This is a genomic window from Streptomyces violens (genome assembly GCF_000717745.1).
Classification (GTDB): domain Bacteria; phylum Actinomycetota; class Actinomycetes; order Streptomycetales; family Streptomycetaceae; genus Streptomyces; species Streptomyces violens.
Genome location: NZ_JOBH01000002.1, coordinates 540,196 through 558,995, shown reverse-complemented (window position 1 = coordinate 558,995; position 18,800 = coordinate 540,196). Strand labels below are relative to the sequence as shown.

Genomic DNA, 18,800 nt, shown 5'->3' with positions numbered 1-18,800 from the left:
TTCCCGGTCCACTCCTCCACCCGCTTCCTCCCCGTTCCCATGATGCGTCCCCTATCCTAGAAACTGCGAACACCGATCGCAGTTATGGGAGGTTCTCGTGTCCTCATCGCCGAAGCAGCTGTGGAGCCCGGTCCGCCGGGCCGAGAACGGCCCGGTGCGACTGGCCTTCGACCGGCTGGCCGAAGGGGCCGACGGCGAGCCGCTGCTGCTGGTCACGGGCCTGGGCGTCAACCGGCTGTGGGTACCCGACGGGCTGTGCCGGCTGCTGGCCGCGCAGGGCTTCGCCGTGGCCCGGTACGACCAGCGCGACGGCGGGGAGTCGACCCATCTGCCGCCCGCGGCCACCGGTAACCCGATCTCCGCGCTGTTCGGCAGGCGCGGCGAGGCGTACACCGCCGAGGACATGGCGGACGACGCAGTCGCCGTCCTGGACGCCCTGGGGTGGCCGTCGGCGCATCTGCTGGGCGTCTCGCTCGGCGGCGCCGTCGCGCAGCGCGTGGCGCTGCGCCACCCGGACCGGGTGCGGACGCTCACCACCATGGCCGCCGTCCCCGCGGACGTCTCCGGGCTGCGGACCCTGCGGTACATACGGCTGCGCACCCTGGCGAAGTTCGCCCGGCTGAGGTTCCCCGAGACGCGTGAGGGGGCCGTCGCGGCCGGTCTCGCCGTCTCCCGGCTCCTCGCCTCGCCGCACCGCCCCTTCGACGAGCGGGCCGCCCGGGAGGCCGCCGAGCGCAACGCCGACAGCGGCATGCACGACCGGCAGGCCCAGAGCCGCCAGATCGGCGCCCAGTGGCACGGCCCGCCGATCAGCGCCATCGACCGCCCCACGCTCGTCCTCCACGGCGCGGACGACCCCCTCATCAAGCCCGCCGCAGGCCGGGCGATCGCCTCCCGGATCCCTGAGGCACGCCTGGCCCGGCTGCCCGGAGTCGGCCATGAACTCCCGGAACCCGCGTGGGATGCCCTCGTCGCCGAAATCCGCGGGCTGGCGGACGGCTCTCGCCGCTGACCCCCGCACCCTCCGTATACGGCGTTGCATAAACGTGCTGACGTCCGTATAGTCATGCCATCGACGAGGAGGGTTCGATGACTGTACGAGCGGCGGTGGCCGGGGCCAGTGGGTACGCGGGCGGGGAAGTCCTGCGTCTGCTGCTGGCGCACCCCGAGGTCGAGATCGGGGCGCTGACCGGGAACTCCAACGCGGGACAGCGACTCGGCGCGCTCCAGCCGCACCTGCTGCCCCTGGCGGACCGGGTGCTGGAGCCGACCACCACCGAGGTGCTGGCCGGGCACGACGTCGTCTTTCTCGCGCTGCCGCACGGGCAGTCCGCCGCCGTGGCCGAGGAGCTGGGCCCGGACGTGCTGGTCGTGGACTGCGGCGCCGACTTCCGGCTGACGGACGCGGGGGACTGGGAGAAGTTCTACGGCTCGCCGCACGCCGGTACCTGGCCGTACGGGCTCCCCGAGCTTCCCGGGGCGCGCGCCGCGCTGGAGGGGTCCAAGCGCATCGCCGTCCCGGGGTGTTACCCCACCGCCGTCTCGCTCGCGCTGTTCCCGGCGTACGCGGCGGGGCTGGCCGAGCCGGAGGCCGTGATCGTCGCGGCGTCCGGCACGTCGGGCGCCGGCAAGGCGGCCAAGCCGCACCTGCTCGGCTCCGAGGTCATGGGCTCGATGAGCCCGTACGGCGTCGGCGGCGTGCACCGGCACACCCCCGAGATGATCCAGAACCTCAGCGCCGCGGCCGGTGAGCCCGTCAGCGTGTCCTTCACGCCGACCCTCGCGCCGATGCCCCGCGGCATCCTCGCGACCTGCACGGCCAAGGCGAAGCCGGGGCTGACGGGGGAGGACCTGCGGGCCGCGTACGAGAAGGCGTTCGGCGACGAGCCCTTCGTACAGCTGCTGCCCGAGGGCCGGTGGCCGGCCACCGCGGCCGTGTACGGGTCGAACGCGGCGCAGCTCCAGGTCGCGTACGACGCGGCCGCCGGGCGGATCATCGTGATCTGCGCGATCGACAACCTCGCGAAGGGTACGGCCGGTGGCGCCGTACAGAGCATGAACATCGCCCTCGGGCTCCCCGAGGACACGGGACTTTCCACGATCGGAGTCGCGCCGTGAGCGACGCGCGCGCAGCCGCCGGGCGGCAGCCGGCGACGATGCCCGCACCGCTGCGCTGCGCGGGCGGAGAAGCGAACAAGGAGATGCAGTGACGGTTACGGCAGCCAAGGGATTCACGGCGGCGGGCATCGCCGCCGGGATCAAGGAGAACGGGAACGCGGACCTCGCCCTCGTGGTGAACAACGGTCCGCGACTGGCCGCCGCCGGCGTCTTCACCGCCAACCGCGTCAAGGCGGCGCCGGTCCTCTGGTCCCAGCAGGTGCTCAAGGCCGGACGGCTCAGTGCGGTCGTACTGAACTCCGGCGGGGCGAACGCCTGCACCGGGCCGAAGGGCTTCCAGGACACCCACGCGACCGCCGAGAAGGTCGCCGAGGTGCTGGGACAGAACGCCGGGGAGGTCGCGGTCTGCTCGACCGGGCTGATCGGCGAGCTGCTCCCGATGGACAAGGTACTGCCGGGCATCGAGAAGGCGGCCGGTGAGCTGAGCCCGCACGGCGGCGAGAAGGCCGCCATCGCGATCAAGACCACCGACAGCGTGCACAAGACCGCGTTCGCGGAGCGCGACGGCTGGGTCGTCGGCGGCATGGCCAAGGGCGCGGGGATGCTCGCGCCGGGCCTGGCCACGATGCTCGTCGTGCTGACGACGGATGCGGATGTGCCGGCCGAGGAGCTGGACGCGGCGCTGCGCGGCGCGACCCGTACGACCTTCGACCGGGTCGACTCCGACGGCTGCATGTCGACCAACGACACCGTGCTGCTGCTCGCCTCGGGCGCGTCCGGCGTGACCCCGGAGGCCGCGGAGTTCGCGGCCGCCGTCACCGAGGTCTGCGACGACCTCGCGCGGCAGCTCATCGGCGACGCCGAGGGCGCCAGCAAGGACATCCGTATCGAGGTCGTCAACGCCGCGACGGAGGACGACGCCGTCGAGGTCGGGCGGTCCATCGCCCGCAACAACCTCCTGAAGTGCGCCATTCACGGCGAGGACCCGAACTGGGGGCGGGTGCTGTCCGCCATCGGCACCACCTCCGCCGCCTTCGAGCCCGACGAGCTGAACGTCGCGATCAACGGCGTGTGGGTCTGCAAGAACGGCTCGGTCGGCGAGGACCGCGACCTGGTCGACATGCGGTACCGGGAGGTCCGGATCACCGCCGACCTCGCCGCCGGCTCCGAGTCCGCGGTCATCTGGGCCAACGACCTCACCGCCGACTACGTCCACGAGAACAGCGCGTACTCCTCATGAGCGAACCGACCACCGCACGCAAGCACACCGCGCTGCCCAAGGCCCGCATCCTCATCGAGGCGCTGCCCTGGCTCACCCGGCACCACGGCAAGACCGTCGTCATCAAGTTCGGCGGCAACGCCATGATCGACGAGGAGCTGAAGGCCGCCTTCGCGCAGGACGTGGTGTTCCTGCGGCACGCCGGGCTCCGCCCGGTCGTCGTGCACGGCGGCGGTCCGCAGATCAGCAAGCAGCTCGCCACCCTCGGCATCGAGTCCGAGTTCAAGGCCGGACTGCGGGTCACCACGCCCGAGGCCATGGACGTCGTCCGGATGGTGCTGGCCGGGCAGGTCCAGCGGGAGCTGGTCGGGCTGCTCAACCAGCACGGGCCGCTCGCCGTCGGCATGACCGGCGAGGACGCCCACCTGATGACCGCCACCAAGCACTACGCGGACATCGACGGCGAGCGGGTGGACATCGGCCGGGTCGGCGAGATCTCCGCCATCGACCCCGGCGCGGTCCAGGCCCTGCTGGACGACGGCCGCATCCCGGTGATCTCCTCGATCGCCCGGAGCGCCGACGACGGACACGTGTACAACGTGAACGCCGACACCGCGGCCGCCGCGCTCGCCGCCGCGCTGAACGCCGAGACCCTGATGGTCCTCACCGACGTCGAGGGCCTCTACGAGGACTGGCCGAACAGCGACGAGGTGATCTCCCGGCTCACCGCCAAGCAGCTGGAGAAGCTGCTGCCGGACCTCGCGAGCGGCATGGTGCCCAAGATGCAGGGTTGTCTGCACGCCGTACGCAACGGAGTGCACAACGCCCGGGTGCTCGACGGGCGCGTCCAGCACTCGATCCTGCTGGAGATCTTCACGGACGAAGGCATCGGCACGATGGTCGTGCCGGATGCGGACGAGGACGACGAGGGGGCGGCATGACGAACGGTGTGAGCAACAAGGGCCTCACCCAGCGCTGGCAGGGCGCCATGATGGACAACTTCGGCACGCCCCGCATCCCGCTGGTACGCGGCGAGGGCGCCAAGGTCTGGGATGCCGACGGCGCCGAGTACCTCGACTTCCTCGGCGGCATCGCGGTCAACGCGCTCGGCCACGCGCACCCGGCCGTCGTCCGCGCCGTCTCCGACCAGGTCGCCACCCTCGGCCACGTCTCGAACTTCTTCGTCGCCGAGCCGACCGTCGCGCTCGCCGAGCGGCTGCTGCAGATCGCCGGCGGCCGCCCGGGCCGGGTGTACTTCTCCAACTCGGGCGCCGAGGCCAACGAGGCCGCCTTCAAGATCGGCCGGCTGACCGGCCGCACCCACATCGTCTCCACGGTCGGCGGCTTCCACGGCCGGACCATGGGCTCCCTCGCGCTGACGGGCCAGCCGGCCAAGCAGGACCCGTTCCGGCCGCTGCCCGGCGACGTGACGTACGTACCGTACGGCGACACCGAGGCGCTGCGCGCTGCCGTCACCGACGAGACCGCCTTCGTGATCCTGGAGCCGGTGCAGGGCGAGAACGGCGTCATCGTGCCCCCGGCCGGGTACCTCCAGGCTGCCCGCGAGATCACCACGGCCACCGGCACCCTGCTCGTCCTGGACGAGATCCAGACCGGCATCGGCCGGACCGGGCACTGGCTGGAGGCGCAGGCCCAGGGCGTCGAGGCGGACATCGTCACGCTCGCCAAGGGGCTGGGCGGCGGGCTGCCGATCGGCGCGACCCTCGCCTACGGCAAGGCCGCCGAGCTGCTCACGCCCGGCGCGCACGGCTCCACGTTCAGCGGAAACCCGGTCGTCTGCGCCGCCGCACTGGCCGTCCTGGACACCATCGAGGCGGACGGGCTGCTCGATCACGTGAAGCGGGCCGGGGAGCGGCTGCGGGACGGGATCGGGGCGCTGGAGCACCCGCTGGTCGGCTCGGTCCGCGGCGCGGGCCTGCTGCTGGGTATCGTCTTGACGGGGCCGCACGCGCCGAAGGTGCAGCAGGCCGCTCAGGACGCTGGTCTCCTGGTGAACGCCTGCGTGCCGGACGTGGTCCGGCTCGCGCCGCCGCTGATCGTCTCGGACGCTGAGGTGGACACGTTCCTCCAGAAGCTCCCCGGCGTGCTGGACGCGGCAGCGGACGCGGCCGACGGGGAACGACGATCCGGAGACTGAGCAGAACGATGACCGAGGCGCAGGACAACGATTCGCTGCACGGCCCTGCCGTACCGCAGACACGGACCGCCCGGCACCGCCGGATCGTGGACATTCTCAACCGCGAGCCGGTCAGGTCCCAGAGCCAGCTGGCCAAGCTGCTGGCCGACGACGGGCTGAGCGTCACCCAGGCGACGCTCTCCCGGGACCTGGACGAGCTGGGCGCGGTGAAGATCCGCAACACCAACGGCGAGCTGATCTACGCGGTACCGAGCGAGGGCGGCTTCCGCACCCCCAAGGCGCCGCTCGGCGAGTCCGCCAAGGAAGAGCGGATGCGCCGCCTCTCCGGCGAGCTGCTGATCTCGGCCGAGGCGTCGGCGAACCTGGTGGTGCTGCGTACGCCGCCCGGTGCGGCGCAGTTCCTGGCCTCGGCCATCGACCAGGCCGAGCTGCACGTCATCCTCGGCACCATCGCCGGTGACGACACCCTGCTGCTGATCAGCCGCGACCCGGACGGCGGCCAGGCGCTCGCCGACCACCTGCTCCGGCTGGCGCAGCGCAACGGCTGAACCCGGTACGCCACGGCCCGCTCCCCTCGGGAGCGGGCCGTACGCGTGTCAGGAGGCCGGCAGCGGCGGCAGCGGCAGGGGCAGCCCCGGCAGCCCGTCCATGCTCTGCGCGATGTGCTCCTTCTTGTGGAAGTACGCGTCCAGGCTCTCGTCCGTCTCCCGCTCGAACCGCGAGCGGTGCAGTGGCCGGTCCTCGTCGTACGTCATGAACGGCACGCCGTAGCCGCAGGTGTCGCGGATCAGCTCGGCGGTGACGACGATGATCGCGCGCAGGCCGTGCGCGGACCCGTCGATGTCCGGGAAGTGCGCGAGCAGCTCCCGCCACCGCGGGTCGTCGCGGAAGACGGGCTCGCCCTTGCCGTGTACGCGGACGATGTTCGGCGGCCCTTCGAAGGCGCACCACATCAGTGTGATGCGGCCGTTCTCCCGCAGGTGCGCGACGGTCTCGGCGTTGCTGCCGGCGAAGTCGAGGTACGCGACGGTGTGCTCGTCGAGGACCGCGAACGACCCGGACAGGCCCTTGGGTGAGAGGTTGACCGTGCCGTCCCCCGAGAGCGGCGCGGTCGCGGTGAAGAAGATCTTCTGCGCCTCTATGAAGGCGCGCAGTCTGCCGTCGATGCGCTCATAAACCTTTCCCATACGCTCCAGTATCCGCCCGGCGAACGGGGGTTGGGGCGGCCGAGGTCTTTCGCTCCGGAAACGCCCGCCACCGGAGGCTCTCCAAAACCTCCCGGCCGTGGCAGAGTGTGCGGACACCCGTCCGGGTGGCGGCGATCAGGCCCGCACAACCGGGCGGCGAGCCGGACGAGGAGGCAGCGGCATGGACCGGCGGATGCGCCCCGCGGCCGCCCTGCGGGCACTGCTCGCGGTCTTCGCGCTCGTCGTCAGCGGGCTGACCCCCGTCGCAGCGGACGGGACGACGGACCCGTACGCGGACCGTGCGTCGTACGTCTCCCTGAACCCGGAGGGACCGCCGCACGCGCACGACGGGCCGGCGCACCCCACGCACCTGCCCGCCGTCCTCCGTACCAGCGGCCGCACCGCACCGGCCGAACAGCACGTGGCCCACCCGGCATGGGGCCTCGGCCCGGCCGGCCGCTACACCTCCCGGCCACGGGCCCTGGCCTGGCTGCCGGTACGCCGGGACACCACCGACCGGCACCAGTTCTCCGCGGGCCTCCGGCCGGCCCGCGCCCCGCCGCTCTCCAGCAGGTAACACGTCCCACCACGGCACCCCCTGACCCGGCCACCGGCCGCGGGGGCCGTTCGCCGTGCGTCCCGCCGTGCCCGTACACACCGGCCACGGCGTTCCCCACCGTGCCCGCACGCCCGCGCGTGCCGGTACGGATCTCCGCCGCGCCCGTACGCGACGCGTCGCGCGGCACCGTCTGCTGGAGGCCCCTTCCCATGAACCGTGCTTCGAGGCTGCGCGCGCTCCTCGCGCTCGCCGTCCTCGCCCTCTCGCTCTACCTCTCCCTCACCCAGACCCCACGCCTCGGACTCGACCTGCGCGGCGGCACCCAACTCGTCCTGGAGACCCGGGACTCGCCCACCGCGAAGGCCGACCGCGCGGCCACGGAACGCACACTCGAAGTACTGCGCCGCCGCGTCGACGGCCTCGGCGTCTCCGAGCCGAACCTCGCCCGCTCCGGCGAACACCGCATCGTCGTCGAACTCCCCGGCGTCCAGGACCCCCGCGAGGCCGCCGAGGTCCTCGGCCGCACCGCCCAGCTCACCTTCCACCCCGTGCTCGGCGCCGACCCGCAAGGCCCCGGCAACCCCGGCCCCAAGGAAAAGCGCACCCTGCGCGACGAGTCCGGGCAGCCGCTGCGCGTCGGCCCGGCCGCGCTGACCGGCGAACAGGTCGACGGCGCCGAGGCCGGCTTCGACGCCGAGCGCGGCAGCGGCTGGTACGTCACCGTCGACCTGCGCGGCAGCGGCGAGCAGAAATGGGCGAAGCTCACCGGCGACGCCGCCTGCAAGCCGATCGGCGACCCGGCCCGCCGCGCCGCCATTGTCCTCGACGACAAGGTCATCTCCTCCCCGCAGGTCAACGAGTCGGTGGCCTGCGGCACCGGCATCACCGGCGGCTCCACCCAGATCACCGGCAACTTCACCCAGCAGGAGGCCCAGGATCTCGCGCTGCTCATCAAGGGCGGCGCGCTGCCCGTACCGGTCGAGCTGATCGAACAGCGGACCGTCGGCCCGACGCTGGGCGCCGACGCCATCGAGGCCAGCGCCGAGGCCGCGGTCATCGGCATCACCCTCACCGCGCTCTTCATCACCGTCGTCTACCGGCTGCTCGGCGCCCTCGCCGCCATCGCCCTGGCCTGTTACGCGCTGATCTCCTACGCCGCGTTGCTCGCCCTCGGCGCCACCCTCACCCTCCCGGGCCTGGCCGGCTTCGTGCTGGCCATCGGCATGGCGGTGGACGCCAACGTCCTCGTCTTCGAACGGGCCAGGGAGGAGTACGCGGCGGGCCGCAAGAAGAAGCGGCGCGGCAGCGCGGACAACGGCGCACGGCCGAACATCCGCACCGCCCTGACCGCCGGCTTCCGCAACGCCTTCAGCGCCGTCGCGGACTCCAACATCACCACGCTGCTCGCCGCCGGACTGCTGTTCTTCTTCGCCTCCGGGCCGGTGCGCGGCTTCGGCGTCACCCTCTCCATCGGTGTCCTCGCCTCGATGCTCAGCGCCCTGGTCGTCACCCGGGTCCTCGCCGAATTCGCCCTCGGCCGGGACCTCGTACGGGCGGCACCGCGCCTCACCGGGCTGGCGAACGAGGGCCGGGTCCGCATCTGGCTCACCCACCGCGCGCCCGACCTGATGCGCCACCGGCGCCGCTGGCTCGCCGCCTCCGCGCTCGTCCTCGCCCTGGCCGCCGGCGGGATCGGACTGCGCGGCCTGGACTTCGGCGTGGAGTTCACCGGCGGCCGGATGGTCGAGTACAACACCGCCACCCAGGTGGACCCCGGCGCGGCCCGCAAGGCGCTCGCCGAGGCCGGCTTCCCGCGCGCCGTGGTCAACTCCTCGGGCGAGGGCGACCTCACCGTACGCACCGAGAAGCTGACCGCCGCGCAGGAGAGCGAGGTCCGCAGGACCGTCGCCGGACTGGGCGGCAAGACCGAGAAGGTACGGGACGAACTGATCGGGCCGAGCCTGGGGGACGAGCTGCGCCGCAACGCGCTGATCGCCCTCGGCGTGGCACTGCTCGCCCAGCTCGGCTACCTGGCCGCCCGCTTCCGCTGGACCTTCGGGGCCTCCGCGGTCGCCGCGATGGCCCACGACGTGCTGATCCTGGTCGGCGTCTTCGCCTGGCTCGGCAAGCCCGTCGACGGAGTGTTCCTGGCGGCGCTGCTCACCGTCATCGGGTACTCCGTCAACGACTCCGTCGTGGTCTTCGACCGGGTACGCGAACTGTGGGGCGCGAACCGCAAGGCGCCGTTCGACCGGATCGCCAACTCCGCGATCCTGCAGACCCTGCCGCGCACGGTGAACACCGGCATCGGCGCCGTGCTGATCCTGGCCGCGCTGGCCTTCCTGGGCGGTGACACGCTCACCGACTTCGCGGTGGCGCTGCTGATCGGCATCGGCGTCGGCACGTACTCGTCGCTGTTCACGGCGATGCCGCTGGCGATCTCGCTGGAGGCCCGCAGTACGGCGCCGCCGCCCCGCCCGGTCGGACGGGGCAAGTCCGCGCTGTCGGCGCCCGGACCCCGGCGCCGCGCGGGAGCCCGGCGGACCGATGACTCGGGGGCGGTGGTCTGACGGACGTGGGGTGCGGGCCGTATGCGGTACGGCCCGCATTCCCGGTCAGGCGCGGGGAACCTTCGCCTCCGACGCCGACACCGCCGTGGCGCCCGTACTCGGCAGATCGACGGGCGCCTCCTCCGGCGCCTCGGCCGCGGCCCCGCCCGGCCCCCGCTTCCGGTACGCGCGCACCCCGTACGCCGCGAGGACCACCACGAGCGTGACCGCGCTGGCCGCGAAGTCCATGCGGGTGGACGGCAGTACGGCCATCGTGAAGATCACGACCGCCATCGCGGCCACCGTGAACCAGCTCAGGTAGGGGTACCACCACATCTTCAACTGGAGCGCGCCCGGGTCCTCGCGCTCCAGGCGGCGCCGCAGCCGCAACTGGGAGAGGGCGACCAGCAGGTACACGAAGAGGGCCACGGCTCCGTAGGAGTGCACGATGAAGGAGAAGACCGCGTCCGGCGAGACATACGCGATGATCACCGAGACATAGCCGAGGGTGGTCGCGAGGAGGATCGCGCGGCGCGGCACGCCCCGCTTGCTGAGCTTGGTCAGGCCGCGCGGCGCGTCACCGTTCCTGGTGAGCGCGAAGACGATGCGGGAGGCGCTGTAGAGCCCGGCGTTCAGCGAGGAGAGCACGGCGACCAGGACGAGGATCCGCATCAGGGCGCCGGCGGAGGGGATGCCGATCTGCTGGAGCGCGGCGACATACGGGCCGTCCGCCACCCCCGGCTTGTTCCACGGCACGATCGCGATGACCAGGAAGATCGAGCCGACGTAGAACAGCAGCACGCGCAGCACGACGGAGTTGGTGGCCTTGGCGACGTTGCGGCGCGGCTCGCTGGACTCCGAGGCGGCCAGGGCGGCGATCTCGGCGCCGGTGAAGAAGCCGACGGCCGGAATGACGGCGGCGAGCACCGGGCCGATGCCGTGCGGCGCGAATCCCTGGTGCGCGGTCAGATTCGAGACGTCCGCTTCATGGGCGCCCGGCCACAGCCCCAGGACGAATACCAGGCCGAGGACGAGAAATACGGTGATGGCGGCGACCTTGATGGAGGAGAACCAGTACTCGAACTCCCCGAAGGACTTCACGGAGAACATGTTGACCGCGGTGAGGATGACCATCAGGCAGAGGCTGATGACCCACAGCGGAATTCCGGGCAGCCAGACGTGCAGCTGGCTCGCGCCGGCCACCGCCTCCAGCGCCACCACATTCACCCAGAAATACCAGTAGAGCCAGCCGATGGTGAATCCGCCCCAATTGCCCAGGGCGAGCCGTGCGTACGCGTAGAAGGAACCCACCGAGGGGCGGGCCACGGCCATTTCGCCCAGCATCCGCATGACCAGGATGACCAGCCCGCCGGCCAGCAGGAACGAGATGATGGCGGCCGGCCCGGCGTCCTCGATGACCACGCCGCTGCCGACGAACAGTCCCGCGCCGATGACTCCGCCGAGGGCGATGAGCTGCATATGGCGCTGTTTGAGTTCGCTGCGCAGCCCTGAACTTTCGGTGGTTTCGGTGGTTTCGGTGTTCTTCTCTCCCACGGGGACCCCATTCCTTGGGTAATCGGCATTGTCGGGGATGATGGCCGCCCGGTGAACTCCGGAGAAAGCGCCAGAAACCAGCGATATCGCGGTACCAGAGGGGAGCCTAGAACGCGCGCATGACACACGTGTTGCACCGGCATTGCATGATGATCGTTTCCGGGCACGCCAAGCTTCGGGTACGCCGAGTCCCGGGTACGCCAAAGAAGGCGGGCGTGTCCGCGCCGCCTCCCTTGGGTAACCCCCTGTTGGGGGGACGAGGTTGTTCGAGCCGCCCCGTATACGCGGCGGCGGCCTCAGCCCAGTACGTTCCGCTCCTGCGGCCGCGTCAGCCCAGTACGCTCCGCTGTACGTCCGCGATCATCACGTCCACGCCCGAGAGCAGCTCGCCGAGCACCTCGCGGTCGGCGACCAGCGGCGGCGAGATCATCAGCATCGTCGCGCCCCGGTCGTCGGGGCGCAGGATGACGCCCGTGCGCTTGAAGGCGGTCGGCAGCACCTCGCGGAGTACCTTCGTCGACTCCTCCTCGGTCAGCTCGCGGCCGGTCTCGCTGTCGGCCATCAGCTCCACCGCGTAGAAGAAGCCCATGCCGCGTACGTCCTTCACGACGCGGTAGCGGTCCTTGAAGGTCTCCAGCCCGGCGCGCAGCTCGGGGCCGAGGGTGCGGACGTTGCCGAGGACGTTCTCGTCCCGCATGGCGGTGATGTTGGCGACCGCGACAGCCGTGGAGACCGGGTGGCCGCCCCAGGTCGCGCCGTGCGTGAACGTACCGCCCTTCGGCGACTCGAACAGCCCGCGTACCAGCGGCTCCCGGGCGATCATGCCGCCCAGCGGCGCGTATCCGGACGTGGAGCCCTTGGCGAAGGTGATCATGTCGGGCACGACGCCGAAGTACCCGCTGCCGAACCACTCGCCGAGCCGCCCGAAGGAGCAGATGACCTCGTCGGCGACGAGGAGTACGCCGTACTTGTCGCAGATCCGGCGCAGCTCGCGCCAGTACCCGTCCGGCGGCACCAGCGCGCCCCGCCCGTTCTGCACCGGTTCGGCGAAGACCGCGGCGACCGTCTCCGGGCCCTCCTCGACGATGGCCTGCTCGATGGCGCGGACGCAGTCCAGCTGGTCCGCAGGGCCACAATCGCCGGTGAACCCAAGGGTGTTGGGTACGTGCCGGATGCCCGGCAGGAGCGGCTGGAACGGGTCGCGGATCTTCGGGAGCCCGGTCACGGACAGGGCGCCGAGAGTCACCCCGTGGTACGCCATGTGCCGGCTGATGATCTTCGTACGCTCCGGCGCGCCCTGGCTCTTGTGGTACTGCCGGGCGAACTTGATCGCCGTCTCCACGGCCTCCGAACCGGAGTTGACGAACCAGGTGACGCTCAGATCGCCGGGCGCCAGGTCGGCTATCAGGCTCGCCGCCTCGACGGCCGGCGGGTGCGCCGCGCCCCAGTTCGTGGAGTACGGCAGCGTCTCCATCTGCTTCGTGGCGGCGGCCACGATGTCGCCGCGGCCGTGGCCCATGTTGACGCAGAACAGCCCGGCCAGGCCGTCCAGGAAGCGGCGGCCCCGCTCGTCGTAGAGGTGGCAGCCCTCGCTGCGGACGAAGACCGGCAGGCCCTCGTCCTGCCAGACGTCGTTGCGGGTGAAGTGCTGGCCGAGGTGGGCCTGCGCCTTGGCGCGGAGGGAGGAGTCGGTGCTCACGGTGATCCTTCCGGAGAGGGGGGAGCGGGTGGGGAGGTCGTACGGTCCGGGCCCGCGCCGCGGTCGGGCGGGCCCGGCGCGTGCCTCAGACGAGGACCTCGTCGACGTCGACGTACTTCAGGTCGTGCGCCTCGGCCACCGGCTGGTAGGTGAGCTGGCCGCCCACCACGTTGATGCCGCGCTTGACGGCGGGGTCGGCTTCGGCCGCGGCGGCCAGGCCGTTGTCGGCGATGGCCAGGACGTACGGCAGGGTCACGTTGGTCAGTGCGTACGTGGAGGTGTTCGGGACCGCGCCGGGCATGTTCGCGACGCAGTAGAAGACCGAGTCGTGGACCCGGTACGTGGGGTCGGCGTGCGTGGTCGGGCGGGAGTCCTCGAAGCAGCCGCCCTGGTCGATGGCGATGTCGACCAGTACCGAGCCCTCCTTCATCCGGGAGACCAGGTCGTTGCTGATCAGCTTGGGGGCGCGGGCGCCGGGCACCAGTACCGCGCCGATGACCAGGTCCGCCTCCAGGACGGCCCGCTCCAGCTCGAAGGCGTTGGAGGCGACGGTCCGGATCCGGCCCTGGTACATCCGGTCGGCGGCGCGCAGCTTCTCGATGTTGAGGTCGAGCAGCGTGACGTCGGCCCACATGCCGGTGGCCACGGCCACCGCGTTCATGCCGGAGACGCCGGCGCCGACGACCACGACCTTGGCCGGGGTGGTGCCGGAGACGCCGCCCATCAGGACGCCGCGGCCGCCTGCCGCACGCATCAGGTGGTACGCGCCGACCTGCGGCGCGAGCCGGCCCGCGACCTCCGACATCGGGAAGAGCAGCGGCAGCGAGCCGTCGGCGGGCTGCACCGTCTCGTACGCGACGCCGGTGATGCCGGACTCCAGCATCGCCTGCGTGCACTCCTTGGAGGCCGCGAGGTGCAGATACGTGAAGAGCAGCTGCCCCTCGCGCATCCGGTGGTACTCCTCGGCGATCGGCTCCTTGACCTTCAGGATCATGTCGGCGGTGGCCCAGACCTGATCGGCGTCCCGCAGGAGGGTGGCACCGGCCGCTGCGTACTCGGCGTCCGGGATCGAGGAGCCGGCGCCGGCGCCCTCCTCGATGTACACGGAGTGGCCGTGGCGGACGAGCTCGTGGACGCCCGAGGGGGTGATGGCCACCCGGTACTCGTGGTTCTTGATCTCGCGCGGGATTCCGATCTTCACGAAGAACTCCCATCGGTAGGGGCGGGCGCGGCAGGGCGCCCGGTGACATGCGGTGTCCGGGGCGGCGGCGCTCCGTCGTGACGCGTTGTGGCGTTCGTGATGCCGTGATGCGTTGTTGCGTTAGCGTGCGGGGCCAACTGGTCCGGGCGTAAGCGCCAGTTCTCCGGCTTCTGATGGGTCCAGGGCGGGGAGCCCCGAAACCGACCCGGCCGGGCAATTTCTCCTGTCCGACCTCTTGGGCAGGGGCCCGGACGCGGTTACGATCCCGTCAGCTGGCACCCCACGACAAGGCGAATCCGGTCAATCCGATGGGGGCAGTGCCGCCTCCGCACGCCGGTCCTCCCCGCCCGCCCGCACGCGTCGGTGCAGCACGTTCCCCGCCACCGCCATCGCAGGAGGCAGGCATTCCACGCACACTGATCGACATCGACCGGAACTCCGCCGAGCCGCTGTACCGCCAGATCCGCAAGGCCATCGAGCACGGCATAGCGGTCGGCACCATCGACGCCAGCAGCAGGCTGCCCTCGTCCCGCGAACTCGCCCGTGAGCTGGGCCTTTCCCGTAACACCGTGAACGCCGCGTACCAGGAGCTGGTCGCCGAGGGCTTCGTCGAGAGCCGGGTGCGGCAGGGCATCTTCGTCAACCGCGACATGCGGCCGTACTGCGCCGCCGAGCAGCGCCCCGTACACGAGCCCTTCGACTGGACCTCACGGCTGCGCGGCCACCCCGAGGACACCCTCCCGCACATCGAGAAGCGCGCCGACTGGGCGGAGTATCCGTACCCCTTCCTCGCCGGCCAGGTCGACCTGCGGGCCTTCCCCGCCCGTGACTGGTCCCGCGCGCTCAACGAAGCGCTGTACCAGCCGCACGCCCGCTACAGCCTCCAGGACAGCATCGCCTTCGACGACCCGCTGCTGGTCGAGATGGTCTGCAGCCGCCTCCTCCCGGCCCGCGGCGTCGAGGCCACCCCCGAGGAGGTCCTGGTCACCGTCGGCTCCCAGCAGGGCCTGGACCTCCTCACCCGCGCCCTCCTCGGCACCGGCTCCGTCGTCGCCGTCGAGGACCCCGGTTACCTCGACGCCCGGCACATCTTCGTCCGCGCCGGCGCCCGTCTGATGCCGCTCCCCGTGACCGCCGCCGGGCTCACCCCGCCGCCCACCCTCGCCGGCGTCGACCTGCTGCACGTCACCCCCAGCCACCACCACCCCACCAACGTCACGCTCGGCATCGGCCGCCGCCGGGAACTGCTCAACCTCGTCCGCGAGAGCGGCACGGTCATCGTCGAGGACGACTACGACAGCGAGTTCCGCTACCAGGGCAGCCCGACCCCGGCCCTGAAGGGTCTGGACACCACCGACCAGGTCGTCTACCTCGGTACCTTCTCCAAGTTCCTGGCCCCCGGCCTGCGCCTGGGCTACCTCGTCGGCGCCAAGGAACTCGTCCGCGAACTCCGCGACCTGCGCCGCTACTCGGTCCGCCACCCCTCCGGCCACACTCAGCGCGCACTGGCCCTCCTGATCCAGTCCGGCGAGTACCACCGCGCCGTCCGCCGCTACCGCGGCCAGCTCATGCGCAAGTGGGAAGCCGCCTGTACAGCCGTCAACACCCACCTCCCCTGGCACACGACGCCGTCACCGGGCGGGGTGAGCCTGTGGATGACGGGGCCGGCGGAGCTCGACTGCCGCCGCCTGGTGGAGCGCGCCCAGCGGCACGGCGTCCTCATCGAGCGCGGCGACATCTACCACCTCGGTGACGAACCGCCCCTGAACCACTTCCGCATCGGCTTCGCCGCGCCGCCGCTGCACGCCATCGACCCGGGCATCCGGATCCTCGGCCGCCTGGTGGAGCGCCAGCTAGCGGGCCAGTAGCCCCAGCACCTCGCGGAAGATGCCGTTCCCGGTGTCGGCCGCGAGGTTCAGGATGCGGGAGTGGCGGTAGTACGGGCTCAGGTCCAGGCCCACGCCGATGCCGTGGATCTCCGTTCCGGCTGCGTGGCGGGCCACCACGTCCCGCAGGTGGTGGTCGAGGTAGTGGCGGTCGTTGGTGAGATTGGTGGCGGTGTCCATGGGGCTGCCGTCGGAGACGACGAGGAGCAGCCTGCGGGACTCGGGGCGGGCCGCGGCCCGGGCACAGGCCCATTCCACTGCCTCGCCGTCGATGCCCTCGCGGAAGAGGTCGGGCTTGAGGAGGGCCGCGATGTCGCGGCGGGCGCGGCGCCAGGGGGTGGCCGCGTCCTTGAAGACCAGGTGGGAGCGTTCGTTGAGGCGGCCGGGGTGGGGCGGGCGGCCGGCCCGGAGCCAGTCGCGGCGGGCCCGGCCGCCGTTCCAGGCGCCGGTGGTGAAGCCGAGGATCTCGCAGGCCGCGCCCGCCTGGTCCAGGGCGCGGGCGAAGACGTCCACCAGCATCGCCACGGACTCGGCGTGCTCCTTCATCGAGCCCGAGCAGTCGATGAGGAAGGTGACCAGCGCGTCGGCCACCGGGGTGGTGCGTTCGGTACGGAAGAGGCGGCGCTCGGTGGGCGAGGTGATGAGCTGGGTGAGGCGGGCGCCGTCGATGTGGCCGGCCTCCTGGCCGCCTTCCCAGCCGTCGCGGGCCGGGGTGGCGAGCAGCAACTGCAGCTCGCGGGCGAGCCGGGGGACGTTGACGCCCTGGTCGGCGATGCGGCGGTCCAGGCGGTCGCGGTACTCGTGCAGCAGCTCGGCCCTGACGCGCGCGGCGGCGGGGCCCTCGCGGTCGTACGCGGTGGTGAAGACGCGGTAGCCGCCGGGGTCGTCCGCCAGGATCCGGCTGCGCCCCGACGCGGCGGTGGCGGTCTCCTCGACGGACTCGGAGTCGAGGTCGAGGAGGGCGGTGAAGGGGGAGAGGTCGTCCTCGGGAGGGTCCTCCGCGTCGTCCTCCGTGGCGGGCCCGTCGGCCGTCGCGAGCAGGCCGGCGACCGTGCGGGCCAGGGACAGCGCGGGCGGCGCGAAGGCGTGCTGGTCGGCGCGGTGGCGGCGCAGCGCGGCCAGGTCGTGGCCGGTCAGCGGGGCGAGCGCGGCGCGGGTGGCCTCGATGGGGTCCTCGGCGTGCGCGGGGACCGGCTCGCCGGTGATCCGGGCGCGCGCGACGTGCGCGACGGTGAAGAGCAGCAGACCGCGCGCGGTCTCGGTGAGACCGGACTCCTCGCACGCGCGGGACCAGCGGAGGAAGCGGTGGCGGAGGTTGGTGCGTACGCCGGGCAGCGGTCCGTCCGTGCCCGCGCCCGCCTCCGTACGGAACTGTTCCAGCAGCTCGAAGACCAGGCGCGCCGCCGGATCGTCCGTGGGGCACACCTCGGCGTGCAGGCGCGGGTCCGAGCCACGCAGCCGCAGCGCCAGGCCGTCGGCGGCGCCGCGCAGGGAGGCGAAGTCGGCATCGTCGGGGGAAGGGCGGGCGTGCGGCGCGTGCACGGGGACCGGGCGCGGGCCGCGGTAGGGCCGCCCGCCGCGGTAGTGCACCTCGGGGTCCGCGCTCAGCGCCCGTACCGCCGCCGCGCACAACTCCTCGGCCTGCTGCCGGCGGCGCACCGCGGCCTGTACCGCCGTCCCCGTTGCCGTCCCCGTCATGTCGCGGCCGCGTAGGACTCGGGCAGCTCGCGGTCGAAGCAGCGCTGGAAGTACTCGGCGACCAGTGGGCGTTCGGCCTCGTCGCACTTGTTGAGGAAGGAGAGGAGGAAGGCGGGTGCCGGGTCGCCGAATATCTCGGTGTTCTCGGCCCAGGTGATGACCGTACGGGGGGACATCAGGGTGGAGAGGTCGCCGGCGCGGAAGCCCTGGCGGGTCAGCTCGGCGACCGCGACCATGGCCGCCACGGTCGCGTGCCCCTGGTCGCTCTCGTACGAAGGGACGCGGGACCGGACGATCGCCGCTTCCTCCTCCGCCGGGAGGTAGTTCAGCGACGCGACGATGTTCCAGCGGTCGATCTGGGCGTGGTTCAGGCGCTGGGCACCGTGGTAGAGCCCGTTGAGATTGCCCAGCCCCACGGTGTTGGCCGTGGCGAAGAGGCGGAAGGCCGGGTGCGGGCGCAGGACGCGGTTCTGGTCCATGAGCGTGAGCCGGCCGTCGCGTTCGAGCATCCGCTGGATGACGAACATGACGTCGGGGCGCCCGGCGTCGTACTCGTCCAGGATCAGCGCGACGGGCCGCTGCAGCGCCCAGGGCAGCACGCCTTCCTGGAACTCCGTCACTTGCTGTCCGTCCCGCAGGACCACCGCGTCCTTGCCGATCAGGTCGAGGCGGCTGAGGTGACCGTCCAGATTCACGCGGACACAGGGCCAGTTGAGACGCGCCGCGACCTGCTCGACATGGGTGGACTTTCCGGTGCCGTGCAGACCCTGGACCAGGACCCGGCGGTTACGGGCGAAGCCGGCGAGCAGGGCCAGCGTGACGTCGGGCTGGAAGCGGTACGCGGTGTCCACCTCGGGGACGTGCTCGGTGGGCTCACTGAACGCGGGGACCGTGAGGTGCGAGTCGATGCCGAAGACGTCCTTGACGGCGACGGTGGTGTCGGGCTCTGTCGTCATGTACGGGGAACTCCTC

The 18,800-nt window shown here is 72.0% G+C and carries 15 protein-coding genes; 9 read left to right on the top strand and 6 right to left on the bottom strand.

The annotated features are described in order from the left end of the window. Positions 1–97: 97 nt before the first annotated feature. The 6 genes from IF04_RS0105790 (at position 98) to IF04_RS0105765 (ending at position 6,043) form a co-directional block, all read left to right on the top strand. Entirely contained in the window at positions 98–1,012 is a 915-nt protein-coding gene (locus tag IF04_RS0105790; protein ID WP_030251876.1) for an alpha/beta fold hydrolase, read from the top strand. 77 nt (positions 1,013–1,089) lie between these two features. Further along, on the top strand, positions 1,090–2,118 hold the full coding sequence (gene argC / locus IF04_RS0105785; protein ID WP_030251875.1) for an N-acetyl-gamma-glutamyl-phosphate reductase: 1,029 nt from the start codon (positions 1,090–1,092) through the stop codon (positions 2,116–2,118). A gap of 88 nt (positions 2,119–2,206) precedes the next feature. Continuing rightward, positions 2,207–3,358, top strand: coding sequence for a bifunctional glutamate N-acetyltransferase/amino-acid acetyltransferase ArgJ (gene argJ, locus IF04_RS0105780; protein WP_030251873.1), 1,152 nt, complete (start codon positions 2,207–2,209; stop codon positions 3,356–3,358). Next, on the top strand, positions 3,355–4,278 hold the full coding sequence (gene argB, locus IF04_RS0105775) for an acetylglutamate kinase (RefSeq protein WP_030251872.1): 924 nt from the start codon (positions 3,355–3,357) through the stop codon (positions 4,276–4,278). The genes argJ and argB overlap by 4 nt, the downstream gene beginning before the upstream one ends. Further along, positions 4,275–5,495, top strand: coding sequence for an acetylornithine transaminase (locus IF04_RS0105770; RefSeq protein ID WP_030251870.1), 1,221 nt, complete (start codon positions 4,275–4,277; stop codon positions 5,493–5,495). The genes argB and IF04_RS0105770 overlap by 4 nt, the downstream gene beginning before the upstream one ends. An 8-nt stretch (positions 5,496–5,503) precedes the next feature. Continuing rightward, complete coding sequence (locus IF04_RS0105765) at positions 5,504–6,043, top strand: arginine repressor (RefSeq protein WP_030251868.1); 540 nt, start codon at positions 5,504–5,506, stop codon at positions 6,041–6,043. Between the two features lie 48 nt (positions 6,044–6,091). Here IF04_RS0105765 and IF04_RS0105760 read toward each other — a convergent pair whose 3' ends face one another. After that, positions 6,092–6,682, bottom strand: coding sequence for a pyridoxamine 5'-phosphate oxidase family protein (locus IF04_RS0105760; protein WP_030251867.1), 591 nt, complete (start codon positions 6,680–6,682; stop codon positions 6,092–6,094). A 181-nt stretch (positions 6,683–6,863) separates the two neighbouring features. Here IF04_RS0105760 and IF04_RS0105755 point away from each other — a divergent pair, with 181 nt between their 5' ends. Both IF04_RS0105755 and secD read left to right on the top strand, forming a co-directional pair. After that, complete coding sequence (locus tag IF04_RS0105755) at positions 6,864–7,259, top strand: hypothetical protein (RefSeq protein WP_030251865.1); 396 nt, start codon at positions 6,864–6,866, stop codon at positions 7,257–7,259. A 191-nt stretch (positions 7,260–7,450) separates the two neighbouring features. Further along, positions 7,451–9,811: a protein translocase subunit SecD gene (gene secD, locus IF04_RS0105750; RefSeq protein WP_051830725.1), complete on the top strand. Its 2,361-nt coding sequence runs from the start codon at positions 7,451–7,453 to the stop codon at positions 9,809–9,811. 45 nt (positions 9,812–9,856) lie between these two features. On the opposite strand, the gene IF04_RS0105745 is transcribed toward secD, so the two are convergent. The 3 genes from IF04_RS0105745 to ald all read right to left on the bottom strand — a co-directional run bounded on the left by IF04_RS0105745 (position 9,857) and on the right by ald (position 14,244). Beyond that, a complete protein-coding gene (locus tag IF04_RS0105745) occupies positions 9,857–11,344 on the bottom strand; it encodes an amino acid permease (RefSeq protein WP_245654284.1) in 1,488 nt (495 codons plus the stop codon). Positions 11,345–11,672: 328 nt separating this feature from the next. Then, positions 11,673–13,043 (bottom strand): aspartate aminotransferase family protein, encoded by a 1,371-nt coding sequence (locus tag IF04_RS0105740; protein ID WP_037958315.1) that lies wholly within the window; start codon positions 13,041–13,043, stop codon positions 11,673–11,675. 85 nt (positions 13,044–13,128) lie between these two features. Beyond that, the gene (gene ald / locus IF04_RS0105735; RefSeq protein ID WP_030251856.1) at positions 13,129–14,244 is read right to left on the bottom strand and encodes an alanine dehydrogenase; all 1,116 of its coding nucleotides are present in this window, start codon (positions 14,242–14,244) and stop codon (positions 13,129–13,131) included. 317 nt (positions 14,245–14,561) lie between these two features. Here ald and pdxR point away from each other — a divergent pair, with 317 nt between their 5' ends. Then, the gene (gene pdxR / locus IF04_RS0105730; protein ID WP_245654283.1) at positions 14,562–16,112 is read left to right on the top strand and encodes a MocR-like pyridoxine biosynthesis transcription factor PdxR; all 1,551 of its coding nucleotides are present in this window, start codon (positions 14,562–14,564) and stop codon (positions 16,110–16,112) included. Here the strand turns inward: pdxR and IF04_RS0105725 are convergent. Next, positions 16,098–17,828, bottom strand: a complete 1,731-nt coding sequence (locus IF04_RS0105725; RefSeq protein ID WP_030251849.1) for a cobaltochelatase CobT-related protein — start codon at positions 17,826–17,828, stop codon at positions 16,098–16,100. The genes pdxR and IF04_RS0105725 overlap by 15 nt on opposite strands. Next, on the bottom strand, positions 17,825–18,784 hold the full coding sequence (locus IF04_RS0105720; RefSeq protein ID WP_030251845.1) for an AAA family ATPase: 960 nt from the start codon (positions 18,782–18,784) through the stop codon (positions 17,825–17,827). The genes IF04_RS0105725 and IF04_RS0105720 overlap by 4 nt, the downstream gene beginning before the upstream one ends. Positions 18,785–18,800: the final 16 nt, after the last annotated feature.

Coding starts and splice junctions, on each gene's coding strand:
- argC (WP_030251875.1), top strand. CDS start 1,090: ATGACTGTACGAGCGGCGGTGGCCGGGGCCAGTGGGTACGCGGGCGGG.
- argB (WP_030251872.1), top strand. CDS start 3,355: ATGAGCGAACCGACCACCGCACGCAAGCACACCGCGCTGCCCAAGGCC.
- IF04_RS0105770 (WP_030251870.1), top strand. CDS start 4,275: ATGACGAACGGTGTGAGCAACAAGGGCCTCACCCAGCGCTGGCAGGGC.
- IF04_RS0105765 (WP_030251868.1), top strand. CDS start 5,504: ATGACCGAGGCGCAGGACAACGATTCGCTGCACGGCCCTGCCGTACCG.
- IF04_RS0105760 (WP_030251867.1), bottom strand. CDS start 6,682: ATGGGAAAGGTTTATGAGCGCATCGACGGCAGACTGCGCGCCTTCATA.
- IF04_RS0105755 (WP_030251865.1), top strand. CDS start 6,864: ATGGACCGGCGGATGCGCCCCGCGGCCGCCCTGCGGGCACTGCTCGCG.
- secD (WP_051830725.1), top strand. CDS start 7,451: ATGAACCGTGCTTCGAGGCTGCGCGCGCTCCTCGCGCTCGCCGTCCTC.
- IF04_RS0105725 (WP_030251849.1), bottom strand. CDS start 17,828: ATGACGGGGACGGCAACGGGGACGGCGGTACAGGCCGCGGTGCGCCGC.
- IF04_RS0105720 (WP_030251845.1), bottom strand. CDS start 18,784: ATGACGACAGAGCCCGACACCACCGTCGCCGTCAAGGACGTCTTCGGC.